The sequence below is a fragment of the Pedobacter jeongneungensis genome, assembly GCF_039538295.1.
In the GTDB taxonomy this organism is placed as follows: Bacteria; Bacteroidota; Bacteroidia; order Sphingobacteriales; family Sphingobacteriaceae; genus Pedobacter; species Pedobacter jeongneungensis.
Map to the genome: position 1 here is coordinate 136,531 of NZ_BAABBY010000009.1, position 14,166 is coordinate 150,696.

8 protein-coding genes are annotated in these 14,166 nt (G+C 38.4%); 7 read left to right on the forward strand and 1 reads right to left on the reverse strand.

What is annotated here, in order from left to right; genetic code table 11:
* The first annotated feature begins 47 nt into the window (after positions 1-47).
* Positions 48-1,097, forward strand: coding sequence for a glycoside hydrolase family 130 protein (locus tag ABD769_RS18330; RefSeq protein ID WP_344852813.1), 1,050 nt, complete (start codon positions 48-50; stop codon positions 1,095-1,097).
* A 1,079-nt stretch (positions 1,098-2,176) separates the two neighbouring features.
* Here ABD769_RS18330 and ABD769_RS18335 read toward each other — a convergent pair.
* Entirely contained in the window at positions 2,177-5,110 is a 2,934-nt protein-coding gene (locus tag ABD769_RS18335; protein WP_344852814.1) for a M16 family metallopeptidase, read from the reverse strand.
* Between the two features lie 223 nt (positions 5,111-5,333).
* On the opposite strand from ABD769_RS18335, the gene surE reads away from it, so the two are divergent.
* The 6 genes from surE (at position 5,334) to ABD769_RS18365 (ending at position 13,999) form a co-directional block, all read left to right on the forward strand.
* A complete protein-coding gene (surE, locus tag ABD769_RS18340) occupies positions 5,334-6,179 on the forward strand; it encodes a 5'/3'-nucleotidase SurE (protein WP_344852815.1) in 846 nt (281 codons plus the stop codon).
* Between the two features lie 5 nt (positions 6,180-6,184).
* Entirely contained in the window at positions 6,185-6,457 is a 273-nt protein-coding gene (locus ABD769_RS18345) for a stationary phase survival protein SurE (protein WP_344852816.1), read from the forward strand.
* A gap of 147 nt (positions 6,458-6,604) precedes the next feature.
* Complete coding sequence (gene lpxB / locus ABD769_RS18350) at positions 6,605-7,708, forward strand: lipid-A-disaccharide synthase (protein WP_344852817.1); 1,104 nt, start codon at positions 6,605-6,607, stop codon at positions 7,706-7,708.
* A 189-nt stretch (positions 7,709-7,897) separates the two neighbouring features.
* Positions 7,898-11,119, forward strand: a complete 3,222-nt coding sequence (locus ABD769_RS18355; RefSeq protein ID WP_344852818.1) for a SusC/RagA family TonB-linked outer membrane protein — start codon at positions 7,898-7,900, stop codon at positions 11,117-11,119.
* 10 nt (positions 11,120-11,129) lie between these two features.
* Positions 11,130-12,797 (forward strand): RagB/SusD family nutrient uptake outer membrane protein, encoded by a 1,668-nt coding sequence (locus ABD769_RS18360; RefSeq protein WP_344852819.1) that lies wholly within the window; start codon positions 11,130-11,132, stop codon positions 12,795-12,797.
* A 197-nt stretch (positions 12,798-12,994) separates the two neighbouring features.
* Positions 12,995-13,999, forward strand: coding sequence for a LacI family DNA-binding transcriptional regulator (locus tag ABD769_RS18365; protein ID WP_344852820.1), 1,005 nt, complete (start codon positions 12,995-12,997; stop codon positions 13,997-13,999).
* Positions 14,000-14,166: the final 167 nt, after the last annotated feature.

Genomic DNA, 14,166 nt, shown 5'->3' on the forward strand with positions numbered 1-14,166 from the left:
TTAACAGGCGGTCAATTTGGTCGCCTTTTTTGCTTTAAACATTTTTTATGCCCGATATTGCCAGAAGATTTCCCGAAAACCCAATTTTGTGTCCAAAAGATTTAATTCCAAGTAGGGCAGGACTGGAAATTGTTTGCCTTTTAAATCCAGGTGTTTTTACATTTGAAGGGAAAACATGGCTGCTAATCCGCGTTGCCGAAAGACCTGAACAAAAGGAGGGTGTCATTTCTTTCCCGGTATTAACAGAAAATGGAATTGATATTATTGCAATTGCAGAAAACCATCCCGGTCTGGACGCCACCGATCCGAGAGTAATCAATTACAAAGGCGCTGATTACCTAACCACTTTATCTCATTTAAGATTGGTTTGTAGTGATGATGGCATAAATTTTTATCAGCCTGAAGGGTATCCGTTATTGCAGGGCGAAGGGGAGGATGAAGCTTTTGGAATCGAAGATTGTCGCGTTGCCTTAATTGATGACACTTATTATTTAACCTTCACTGCTGTATCAGGGCATGGAGTCGGCGTGGGCATGCGTAGTACAAAGGATTGGAAAAATTTCGAAAACCATGGAATGATTATTCCGCCGCACAATAAAGATTGCGCCATATTTGAAGAACGCATAAACGGTAAATTTTATGCGCTTCACAGGCCCAGCAGCGTAGCTTTAGGAGGGAATTATATCTGGCTGGCCGAATCTCCGGATGGCATCCATTGGGGGAACCATAAATGTATTATTAAAACCAGATCAGGGCTTTGGGATAGCGCACGTGTTGGTGCCGGCGCCGCATCCATCAAAACAGAAGCTGGCTGGCTCGAAATTTACCATGGTGCAAACGAAAAACATCAATATTGCCTGGGTGCTTTTTTAATGGATTTAAATGATCCGTCTAAAGTATTAGCCCGAACGGAAGAGCCAATTATGGTACCCAAAGAAGATTATGAACTCCATGGTTTCTTTGGCGAAGTGGTATTTACAAATGGGCATGTGGTTAATGGCGATGAATTAATCATTTATTATGGTGCTGCTGATGAATTTGTTTGCGGGGCTAAGTTTTCGCTGAAAGAGATTTTGGGAGCGTTGGTTTATTTCTAAATGTTTGTTACGAATACACGGAAGTAAATTTTTTTTCAGTTATTAATTCGGAGTTGACAGTTTTATAATGAATCACGAGCTTTCCTGCATCATGCTAACCAATGTACTAATGGCTAATGAACCAATAAACTTTTTAGCCACAGATGCACTGATTGGCACGGAATAATTTTTTCTTACATCACCTTAATCATTGAGCCAATGGAATTGAACGGAAAGCTTTCAGGGTGATCAATTTGAATGGAATAGTTTAAAAATGTAACCAATGAGTGTGATTTGTGTTTAAATAATGCCATCTCAGAGCGGTTTTGAATGGTTTTTGGATAAAAATAGTCTGTAATCGACTTTTCTATAGGCTGTTTGATACTTAATAAGATCGATGTCGAGTTTATGAAGTACAAGCGAGGGTGAAAAAAGGTCGGTGTCGAGCTTATTTAGTGTCAATGAGGGTGGGAAAAGTATCAACGAGGGTGAAAAAAGGTCAGGGCCGAGCTTATTTAGTGTCAACGAAGGTAAAATAAATATCAACGGGGGTGGAAAAGGTCGGCGTCGAGCTTAATTAGTGTCAATGAGGGTGGAAAAAGTATCAACGAGGGTGAAAAAAGGTCAGTGCCGAGCTTTTTTGTCTCAATGAGGGTGAAATAAGTATCAAAGAAAAGTAAACGGAAGGCTGTTCAATTAATTGTATTATTGATTAAATCTGTTGATTTCAACCTTAATAGTACCACAGAAATCCCGTTTTTAAACCGGATTGAAGAGGAGATCCTTTTTTGTCGACTGCGTTTGGGGGCTAAGGCAAAAAAGATCGTATCGAAAAGCCGGACGAAACATCAAACAGGTTTACAGAACCCTGCTTTTCAAATCCGGATTTTCCAGGCGGTAAAGCGTTTGACGATTTGTTTAGCAACTGTTACTTTCCCAAGTATAATCGAAGGGTAAACCATTAACCATCTTAATGAGTTTACAATTTGCAGTTACCAATAAACCAATGACAACTGAACTAATAAACCAAAAAAAGCGATCCCCATTTCTGAGAACCGCTTTAAGCTTTGGCCTTTCAACCCTCCTGCCTTCAACCTCACTTAGTATCCAAAAATCTGCTCTAAGCTCAATTTAGTCACCGGACCAAATTTTGCTAAATCGGCCATGTTGATTTTTTTCTCTGAAGCAACGATACAATAGCTGTAAGGTTTGCCGGAAAGATTGGTTTGGTGGAACGATTTTACGTCGTTAAAAGTTAATGGTTTTAAATTAGCGTACTCATCAATTCTTGAATCGTGATCATAACCTAATTTTTTATCTGCTAAATAGGTATAAATGATGCCGTCTTTAGTAATGCGGCTGGTTTCTATGCCGTTTAAAGAATTGGTTTTAGATAAATCGAATGATTTGTCCGATTCAGGCAGGGTGGTTAATAATTCATTCATACCTGCAACTGCATCATTCATTTTATCGGCCTGTGTACCTACATAAGCAATAATTGTATTTTCTTTCTCTTTACTGTTTGGAGAAGAATATACTGCAAAAGTAGAGTAAGCTAAGGCTTTAGATTCGCGGATGGTTTGGAATACCACAGAACCCATACCGCCACCAAAATAATTGTTGAACAAAGCAATTTTAGCTGAATTGGCCGGATCATACAATCCACCGTTACGTACCCAACGAATTTCTGCCTGAACCATATCATAATCGGCAAAGTAAACCCTGGTAGAATCGGTTTTAGTGTACACAAACTTTTTAATAGGAGCCGCATCGGTAAATTCTTTCGCCAATGGATGCGCTTTAACAATTTCAGCAGAAAATGCTGATAAAGTTTTCGGACCATAATAAGTAATGGTGTGTTTGTAATTGGTAAGGTTATGTAAAATGTAAATCAGATCGGCCGATTTCATATTCTTAATCTCATCATTCGTTAATCCGTAGTTGAAAGGATTATCTTTTCCATATTGTGCATAACTCATTAAACCACCCAGGATAGATGATTTATTCAGTTTTGCATTATCTCTCGATTTTAACAAACGGCCTTTTAAATCTTCCAGGGCTTTTTCGTTTGGTTTACAATGTGCTAAAACATCTTCAAGCAGCGCTACAGCTTTTTCGAAATTCTCTTGCAAACCACTAATCGATACTGTGGTAACATCGGTGCCTACGTTAACGTTATAGCTACAGGCAATGTTGTAAAAAGCTTTGCTGATATCTTCTGCAGAATATTTATCCGTACTTAAAAAAGATAAATATTGAGCAGCGTAAGGCAACAATTTGTAATTGTAAGAACCCATATCAAAACGGTAACTCATGCGAAAAATTCCGTTTTCAGTATTTTGAACGGCAATTACATCGGCAATGCCCGCTTTACCGAACTGAAGATCTTTTGTATAATCTAAAAATTTAGGAGCAATTGGTTTAACCGGAGCTGCAATAATTTCTTTAGTGAATGGAGAAACCTCGTTTACATTGGTTTTTACAGCAGTAATGGTCGGTTTTTCTACTTTAATAATGCTTTTGTCTTCGCCTTTATGTTTTAAGATGGAAACATAATTGTTGATGAAAAACTTATTGGCAAAATCTACAATTTCTTTTTTGGTTACCTTACCCATTGCATCGGTTGATGCCAATGTTTTATCCCATTCGGTACCACGGTTCTGGATAAAGGCATTCATAGTGAAATCTGCACGTACATCATTGTTATCAAAGTTTTGTAGTTCAGATAGTTTAATGTTTGCAACCGTTGCTTTAATCAGGCTTTCATCAAATTCGCCTTTTTTAAGCAATTCTACCTGCTCTAACAACAATTTTTGAGCTTCTTCTAAACTCTGACCAGCTTTTGGCGAACCGGATAAAATAAAGATACCATAATCTTTCATTGAATTGTAACCGGCGCCTGCCCTTAACATTTTTTGCTGTTTATTAATGTTGATATCCATTAAGCCTGCTTTGCCGTTAGCTAAGATACTGCTAATTAAATCAAGCAGTAAACTCTCGTGGGTATTTTGTGCAAAACCCCTGTAGGCAACGTATAAACTTTCGGCACTTGGACCATAAATATCAACTTTCTGAACCTGTGTTAATGGTTTTTCAGGAGCAGGGTTGTATAACGATAAGGGTTTAGACTTCATATAAGCGAAATCCTTATCGATTTTTTTAATCAGGTCATCATAATTAATATCACCACTCATAATTACGGCCATATTGTTCGGCACATAATATTTATCGTAATATTTTCTGATTTCGATTAATGATGGGTTCTTTAAATGTTCGATGGTACCAATGGTGGTTTGTTGGCCGTAGTTGTGTGTCGGGAACAAAGCATACAGCATTTTCTCGTACATTTTACGTCCATCGTTATCCATACCGATGTTTTTCTCTTCATAAACCGCTTCCAACTCGGTATGAAAAATACGGAAAACCGGTGCACGGAAACGTTCTGCCTGTACCGCTAAAAATTTATCGATGGCGTTTGATGGAAGGTCTTCTTCATAAACGGTTTCCTCTACCGAAGTATGGGCATTGGTACTGTTGCTTCCGATCGATTTCATCATTTTATCGTATTCGTTAGCAATAGAATAATTAGAGGCCTCGCCCGAAGTTTTATCGATTTCCTTATAAATCTCTTTACGTTTAACCGGATCGGTGGTTTTGTTATAAGTTTCGTAAAGCGACTCAATTTTATCCAGGTAAGGTTTTTCTTTGGCGTAGTTTAACGTTCCGAATTTATCCGTTCCTTTAAATAAAAGGTGTTCTAAATAATGCGCTAAACCGGTATTGGTCCGCGGATCAGTATTACTGCCTGCCCTTACGGCCATTTTATAGGTAATATTAGGCTCTTTGTTGTTTTGAGATAAAATTACGGTTAAGCCATTTTTTAAGGTATAAAAGCGGGTTTTGGTCGGATCGTTGGTTACGTACCTGTAAGTGTAGCCACCCGAAGTCCCTGTTTTCCACTGATAGGTTGTTTGTGCTTTCGCTAAAGAACCTGTAATCAGAAAACAAGCCAAAGTAAATAGTTTGAATTTCATTGTTTGATTTTGGTTTATGATCATGAGTGAGTATTTGGCAATTGAATAGAAAGTCCAAATACAGCGTTCATTTTTAATAAGTTATTTATTCAAATATATATGCTTTCTGGTATCGAATGAAAATAATTTTTATTTCCGAACGGAAAAGTAAGCAATAAATGATTTTAGCATATAAATCATGGTTTATTGTGCCCTGAATTTATAAATCTGTATTTTTACCGGCATGACAAAGCAGGGCACAAAACCAAATATTTTAGTTGTAAACGACGATGGCATTACAGCTACGGGTATCAAAAATTTAATGGAAGTAATGCAGGGGCTGGGGAATGTAGTGGTAGTTGCACCAGATAGTCCTCAAAGTGGAATGGGGCATGCCATAACCATTGGAAAACCGATCCGTTTTGATAAAGTTGATCTTTATGAGGGGGTAGAAATGTATAAATGCAGCGGAACTCCTGTCGATTGTGTTAAAATAGCTGTAAATAAGATTTTTAAAGGTAAAAAACCCGATTTATGCGTATCTGGAATTAACCATGGATTAAATAATTCCATTAATGTATTGTATTCAGGTACCATGTCTGCTGCGGTAGAAGGTGCCATTGAAAAAATTCCATCTATTGGATTTTCTTTGGATGATTTTGCCGCCGATGCAGATTTCAGCCACACTAAAAAGTATATTAAAAATATTTGCGAACAGGTTCTGGCTAATGGTTTACCTGAAGGCACTTTGTTAAATGTCAACTTCCCGAAAGACGACAATTTAAAAGGTGTTAAAATCTGCCGTCAGGCCAATGCAAAATGGATGGAAGAATTTGATGAGCGTACAGATCCTTATAAACGACCATATTATTGGTTAACCGGTGTTTTCGAAAATTTTGATAAAGGAGAAGATACCGATGTTTGGGCATTAGAACACAATTATGTTTCTATTGTTCCGGTGCAGTTCGATTTAACTGCCCACCATGCCATCCAGGCTTTAAACAGCTGGGATTTTACCGGTAATGAAGGTGCTAAATCTGGAAATGGAGGTACAAAAGTTTCAGCACCAGATGGCATTAATTTAGGCTAGTTCTGATGATCGATCGCTTAAAAAAGTTAAATAATTCGGTATGGGTAGGTTTGGGCATTGGTTTGCTTATCCCTGCAATTTTTTGTTCCATCGCATGGTATATCATTCACCATGTAGCCTACCTTGCCAAAGCAGATTTATTATACATTGGTGCAATTGCGATAAACGCCTACACCATGCAAACATTTTTTAAATACAATAAAGAAAACATAGGCAGGGGCATATTGGCAGCGACATTTGTATGTGCTTTTGTGTTTTTTGCGTACAAAGTTTTTTAAAGAGACATGTAAGATGGAATATGGATGAGGGAGCGTATATTTCCGTTACCAATTTTCCATTTTCCATCATACATGAAAAGAAATATTTAATATGGATGAGGTGATACAATTCCATCTTCCATCATCCATTTCACATCTTCCATAATTATGAAGTACTACCTCGTAGCCGGAGAAGCCTCAGGCGATTTACATGGCGCCAATTTAATAAAAGCCTTAAAAACTGAGGATAGCGAAGCAGTGTTCAGGTATTTTGGTGGCGATAAAATGCAGGCCGAAGGTGGCGAACTGGTTAAACATTATGCCGATATGGCTTTTATGGGGTTTACCGAAGTACTTTTAAATTTAAGGACTATTTTTAGAAACCTTAAAGCTTGTAAAGAAGATATTATAAAATGGAAACCCGATGTATTGATTTTGATCGATTTTCCAGGATTTAACCTGAAAATAGCGGAGTTTGCCAAAGCCAATGGCATAAAAGTCTGCTATTATATTTCGCCAAAAGTTTGGGCCTGGAACCAGAAACGGGTACTTAAAATAAAAAGAATTGTCGACCACATGTTCTGTATCCTGCCTTTCGAAGTTGGTTTTTATAAAGAATGGGGCATGAAGGTAGATTATGTGGGTAATCCTTTATTGGATGAAATTGCGCAGTTTACACCGGATGTAAACTTCCGTAAAAACAATCAGCTGGGGAATGAAAAAATTATTGCCCTGTTGCCCGGTAGCCGTAAACAGGAAATAGAGCGTTTGCTGCCGGTAATGTTAAGCATTACAGACGAATATCCTGAATATGTTTTTGCCATTGCCGCTGCACCAACTTTTACCGAAGCCTATTACCAACAGTTTACCGGAAATAAAAAAGTTAAACTCCTTTTTAATAATACTTATAATTTATTGCACAATGCCCATGCGGCAATTGTAGCATCCGGAACGGCTACACTCGAAACCGCCTTATTTAAAGTGCCGCAGGTAGTGGTTTACAAGGGAGGCACCATTTCAATTGCCATTGCCCGGATGGTGGTAAAAATTAAATTTATCTCTTTGGTTAACCTCATTGTAAACAAAAAGATTGTAACTGAATTGATTCAGGAAGATTGCAATACCCAAAAGGTTAGCGAAGAACTCAAGATTCTTTTAACTGGAGCGGGTAGAAGCGAGATGTTAAAGCATTATGATGAGCTTCTTTCGTTAATGGGCAAACCAGGTGCTTCGGCAAAAACTGCCGCATTAATCACTACATATTTAAGCTAAGTTAGTTTTTCTGCCAACGTAACATTTTAGGTTGGTTTTGATTTTTTTTAAAACAAAATGCCCTTTAAGGCGTTACTAAATCGTTTTGCGGAAATCCTAATTAAAACTAATTAATCTCAGTGCTCTTATTAATTTGGTGAAATTCGGCCGCATTGCGTAACTAATTATAAACTAAACTAGTGAGTGCCAATGAGAAACATTTTACTCAGGATGTCAGGATTCCTATGCCTGATCCTACTTTCAAGCCCCCAGTTGTTTGCAAAAATTAAGAGCGAAAAAATCAATTTCAATCGCTATTATTTTCAGCAGGATACAACTAAAAAACAAGACACAACAAAAAAAGTTCCGGTTGCCAAACCCGCTGATTCGGTAAAAGTACCACCAAATCCGCTGGGAGGCGCACGTCCGGCTACTGCACCGGCAACAGCGCCAGCAACAACGGCACCTGCCACACCGGCAAGCACTGCTCCGGCAACATCAGCCGCTCAAAAAACAATTACCGGTACTGTTGTAGATGAGCAGAAAATCGGTTTACCTGGCGTTGGGATTAAAATCCAGGGCAAAACAGGTGGTAGTGTAACACAGGAAAACGGTAAGTTCAGTATTAATGTAACTTCGCCAACCGATGTGCTGGTATTCAGTTATATCGGTTACCAAACCAAATCTGTTCCGGCAGGTAATGGTGCAACGCCGTTAAACATCAGCCTGGTACCATCACAGTCACAAAAATTAGACGAAGTAGTGGTAGTGGGTTATGGAACGCTGAAAACCAAAGAAGTTACTTCTTCTGTTGCTCACGTAGATACGGCACAGTTTCGGCAAAGTGGTGCCCGAAATCCGCTCGATCTGATTCAGGGTAAAGTTGCAGGTTTGAATATTACCAGGGGTAGTTCAAATCCAAATTCTGGTCCCAGTGTGCAATTACGTGGAGTGGTTTCCGTAACCGGAAGTGCAAGCCCACTTTTTGTAATCGATGGTATCCCGGGCGGTAACCCCGATCTTTTACAACAAGATGATATCTTATCTGTCGATGTTTTGAAGGATGGCTCTGGAGCGGCAATTTATGGTACGAGTGCCAATGCGGGTGTAATTTTAATCACCACAAAAAAAGGTAAGCCAGGAGCTCCAACTTTCAATTATTCAGCATACGTAAGAAAAGAGTTTATCCAAAACCGCTTAGATTTTTTAACAGCGGATGAATTTAGGCAAAAAATTGCTTCTAAAGAGATTAATGCTATTGATTACGGTGGCAGCGAAGATCTGTACGATCGTTTAGTTAACCATAATAACCTTTCACAAAATCATAACCTATCATTATCCGGAGGATCTGACAAAACAAGTTATCGCGCAAGTATTAACTATAGAGATTTACAGGGAATTGCTTTAGAAAATGGCCGTAAAGAATACACATTAAGGCTGAATGTAAATCAAAAAGGGCTTAATGATAAATTGAATGTTCAGATGAATTTGGCCGCCAATTTTAATAATGCAAACTTACTCTCAAATGGTACAAAAATCGATTTTTTCGATAACGAATTAACCGGTAGCGGCTGGGAAGAAGAAGCAACAAAAAATCCAACCAAACTGATTTATAACCCAGACGGATCGTTTTATCACGATACACAGAGTACTAATCAGTTTGCCCGTTTGTTCCAGGAAACCAGCTATAGGAAACAACAAACCAGTTCTGCCGATATTAAAGCTGATCTCGATATAATTAAAGGTTTAAAGGGTAGTATTTTTGGATCCGTACAGAGAGATAGTTATATAGATGGCGGTTATGGTGATCTTGCCAGTGAAAATTCTATAGAAAATACCGATTATCCAGGGGGCGGATATGCTTTTAAAAATAATTTCCTGTCACAGAGTTTTGCTCTTGAGCCTACATTGCAATATACCAAAACCATTGCAGACAAACATTCTTTTACTGCATTGGCCGGATACAGTTACCGTTATTATATTGAAGAGGGGGCAAAAGCAAGCAACCGTGGCTTTTTGAATGATCAGTTTCATGAAGATAATTTAAATGCGGGGCAGGCGCTTGCTGATGGTAAAGCAGGAATGGGAAGTTTTAAGAACGATAATACCTTGATTGCTTTCTTCGGTCGTATCAATTATGCATTTGATGGCAAGTATTTGGCTCAGTTTATTTTAAGGAGAGAAGGTTCGTCAAGGTTTGGTGATAATAATAAATGGGGAAATTTCCCAGCCGTATCATTGGGATGGAATGTAACCCAGGAGAAGTTTATGGAAAATGTAAAATGGGTTAATAATTTGAAGTTAAGAGCTGGTTATGGTGTGACCGGTAATTCCGGCTTTCAGAACAATGCCTCGAGGGTTACGCTTAGTACCGGGGGTAAATACCTTTACCCTGATGGTGCTTATCGCGAAACTTATGGCCCTAGCCGAAATGCAAATCCATTTCTTAAATGGGAAAGTAAACGCGAGTTAAACATTGGTGCAGACTTTACTTTATTTAATAACAAGTTAACCGGTGCTTTAGATGTATTTAAACGCACAACCAAAGATTTATTGGATACATATACCACACCACAGCCACCTTACGTTCAATCGAGCATTTTTGCTAATGTTGGTCAGATTTCATCAAAAGGTATAGAACTTGCCTTATCATATCAGGCTATTAAAACCAAAGACTTTACTTTTAGTATGGATTTTACCGGAAGTACAATTAAAAATACGCTGGATTCTTATTCTAACGATATTTATACCGTTCAATACAAAACTTTTGGTAGTATTGGTGGATCTGGAGACCTTGGCGACGCCATTACCACTTACGAAGGAGAGAACCTTGGTGTATTTTGGGGTAAACGCTTTGCGGGTTTTGATGCAGATGGAAAATGGTTGTTTTTTAACCGCAACGGACAAGCAGTACGCAATGATCAGATTAATTATTCGAAAGATAAAAACCTTACCGACCTTGCTCCGATCGGCAACGCCATTCCGAAATACTATGCATCTTATACAGCCAACTTTACCTATAAAAATTTCGATTTCAGGGTATTCTTGCGTGGAAAATTCGATTACCAAATCTTAAATACAACAGCACTTTCCTACGGAAACCCTTCAATTTCCGGAATCAATTACCTTCAGGAAGCGTTCGGTAAATACAGCCAGATCAAGGATACCTATATGTATTCTGATTATTATTTAGAAAACGGAACCAACGTTAAAATTGATGAGGTAACTATTGGTTACAACTTTAAATTTAAAACTAAAATGATCCGTAATCTGAGGGTATATGCAACAGGGCAGAACCTGGCCACCATTACAGGATATACGGGTAACGATCCGGATTTCGTACAGGACACAGGTTTAGGCCCGGGTATTGATAACCGTGGTGCTTATCCAAGTACCAGATCATTTTTATTCGGTGTTAACGTAGGCTTTTAATTATATCAAAATGAAAAATAAATCGATAATACAAACAGCATTATTTTTATTGGTTGCTATTGTAAGCGCCTGCACCAATCTTGATGAAAATGCTTATAGTGAAATTCCTTCCGATAAATTTTATAATAATAAAAACGAAGTAATCTCAGCAGTTTTACGCCCCTACACACATGCAAACGCATGGGTAACTCCTTCGGGGCAGGACGGATGGTGGCGACCGGCAGAATTATCGGCTGATCAGCTGGCCTGGCCAACTAAAGGTCCGCATGGCGAAGATAGCGGGAAATGGAAAAGATTGCATTACCATAGCTGGACGGTCGACGAAGCCGGCTTAAATAATGCCTGGTCTTTAATTTATAGCGGCATAGGCTATTGTAATGATCCGATTGCAAATATTGGTACACGTGATATTTCGGCATTGGGTATCACCCAAAAAGAAAAAGACGAATTTATTTCCGAATTGAAATTGCTGCGTGCTTTCCATTATTTAAAACTTATGGATCTCTTTGGTGGCGTACCCATTGTAACTGAGCCTGCTGATCCGGCAAATCCGGTTTATCCAGCAACTTCAAGCAGAAAAGAAGTTTTCGATTTCGTCGAAAAAGAAATTAAGGATAACATCAATAATGTACCGAAACTATCTAGGGCAATGTTAGGTAGAATGAGCCAGGCCGGTGGTTATGCCATGCTGGTAGAACTTTATTTAAATGCGGAAGTATGGTCGGGAACAGCTCGTTGGGACGATTGTATTGCCGCAGCAGATAAACTGATCAACAATGAAGGCGGTGGTCAAAATGGAACCATGCAATTAGATACCACCATTACCGATCAGTTTAAAAATACAAATGATTTATCAAAAGAGGTGATTTTTTCTATCGCTTACGATTTCACCAGGGCAAAGTTCGAACCTTCATGGACAGGCGAGTTTTATCATTTTGCGCAAAGGGATATTTATGGTGGCGGCAGAAATGGCAATGATGGCGTGGTATTGGTACCGGGTGTTTATACTACTTATGATAACGACGACCGCAGGAAAAAAGAATGGTTGCTTATTGGGCAGCAATTTAAATTTGCCAATCCTAAAGAGGCTGTACTAGGTACCGTAGAATATGCTGGCAAGCAGTTATCTTTTGTAGACAATATCCAGAAAAACACAAAAAATTCCACCGTTTCCAACATGAGCGAAGGTGAAGAGAACAGTGGAGTAAGATTTAACAAGTATAAACTGGGCAATTCCGTGCCGGGTTTTGTGATCAATGGTCAGGATACTGTCGCGGTTCAGCCTGATCCAAATTACAACAACAACGACTGGAATGTTTACCGTTTAACATGGATTTATTTTGCCAAGGCGGAAGCATTAATGCGTAAAAGCGGTGGTACAGCTACTGCTGAAGCGGTAGCTTTAATCAATACGACAAAAAAAAGGGCTTATGCGTCAGCTATACGAGATGCTAAGGCTTACACTACTGCTACTTTAACTTTAGATGAGCTTTTGGCAGAACGTGGCAGAGAGTTTATTTTCGAAGGCTTTAGAAGAGATGATTTGATTCGTTTCGGGAAATTTACAACTGGAACCTGGTGGGACCACGTAGCCTCATCAGCAACGAAAGCACTTTTTCCTATTCCTCAAAGACAACGAGACCTTAATCCAAAACTCACACAAAACCCCGGATATTAATTTTGATACAAAAGGCGCCTGATAAGCGCCTTTTGCTGTTTTAAGCCTCATTTTTTTATCCCGCCAACCTTTAACAAGTCTTTCTAAAACGATTAACATAAAAAATGTTAAATTGCGTTTTTATAAACGGGCAAAAATTTAAAAGCTATAATTTTTATTTAGCTTTGAATCGATTAACTTAAAAGAATTCCGACCAAATGAAATCGCTTTCTATCAAAGATATAGCTGTAAAAGCAAATGTATCCATTACCACAGTTTCCTTTATTATCAATGGTAAAGCAAAAGAAAAATCGATCAGTGAAGCGGTTATAGAAAAAGTAGAAAAAATTATTGCAGAGAGTGGTTATAAACCCAACCAGATTGCCAGGAGCCTGCGCACCGGAAACTCGAATATTATCGGACTGATTATCGAGGATATTTCAAACTCTTTCTTTTCAAGAATCGCGAGGTTAATCGAAGATAAAGCCTATAAAAGAGGTTATAAAATTATCTATTCCAGTACCGAAAACAGTGTTGATAAGGCAAAAGAACTCATCAACATGTTCAAATCGCGCAAGGTTGACGCTTATATCATTTCGCCCATTAAAGGAATAGAAGAAGATGTGAAGATGTTGTTGGAAGATGGCAATCCCGTAATCTTTTTTGACAGGAACCTGCCTGATATTAACACCAGCTATGTAGGCGCCGATCATTTGAATGCTTCTTACCAGTCTATCCAGAGTTTTATCGATCAGGGTAAAAAGAACATTGCCCTCGTTACTACTGATATTAATGTAGAGCAGATTGTAGAGCGTTATGATGGTTATAAAAAAGCATTGGAAGACAATGGCATTAAATACGACGAAAACCTTGTTTTAAAAATCCATTTTAACCAGGAAGAAAGCGAAACCATTAGCCAGATTAAGCAGCTATTTGAACAGAAAAATATCGATGCCGTACTGTTTGCCACCAACTACCTTGCCATTAGCGGCCTAAAAGTGTTAAAACAGATCAATAAAAAAATAGGGGATGACTTTGCGGTTATCGCATACGATGACCATGAAGCCTTCGAATTGCATACCCCTGGAATTTCGACCGTACAGCAACCGCTGGAAGAAATCGCCGAAAATGTGATCAAAATAATCCTTAAACAACTTTCTTCTAAAACAAAACTGGAAAACCAGCAAGTCATCATTCCAGCCAAACTCATCATAAGAGATTAATATTTTGTAACTTAAATATTACGAAATGTGGTTTTAATATGATTTTTAAATTCTCTAATATTGGATTAGTAAAACGTTTTACTTTATTGCGGCTTTAGAGAACAAAAATCCTTCTTAACCAGAATTATCATCCTCATTTTCATTCCCATCAGAATAAATATTTGGTC

Bases quoted from the DNA above. Each gene is read 5' to 3' on its own strand.
- lpxB (WP_344852817.1), top strand. From the start codon at position 6,605: ATGAAGTACTACCTCGTAGCCGGAGAAGCCTCAGGCGATTTACATGGC.
- ABD769_RS18355 (WP_344852818.1), top strand. From the start codon at position 7,898: ATGAGAAACATTTTACTCAGGATGTCAGGATTCCTATGCCTGATCCTA.
- ABD769_RS18345 (WP_344852816.1), top strand. From the start codon at position 6,185: ATGATCGATCGCTTAAAAAAGTTAAATAATTCGGTATGGGTAGGTTTG.
- ABD769_RS18335 (WP_344852814.1), bottom strand. From the start codon at position 5,110: ATGAAATTCAAACTATTTACTTTGGCTTGTTTTCTGATTACAGGTTCT.
- ABD769_RS18365 (WP_344852820.1), top strand. From the start codon at position 12,995: ATGAAATCGCTTTCTATCAAAGATATAGCTGTAAAAGCAAATGTATCC.
- ABD769_RS18330 (WP_344852813.1), top strand. From the start codon at position 48: ATGCCCGATATTGCCAGAAGATTTCCCGAAAACCCAATTTTGTGTCCA.
- ABD769_RS18360 (WP_344852819.1), top strand. From the start codon at position 11,130: ATGAAAAATAAATCGATAATACAAACAGCATTATTTTTATTGGTTGCT.
- surE (WP_344852815.1), top strand. From the start codon at position 5,334: ATGACAAAGCAGGGCACAAAACCAAATATTTTAGTTGTAAACGACGAT.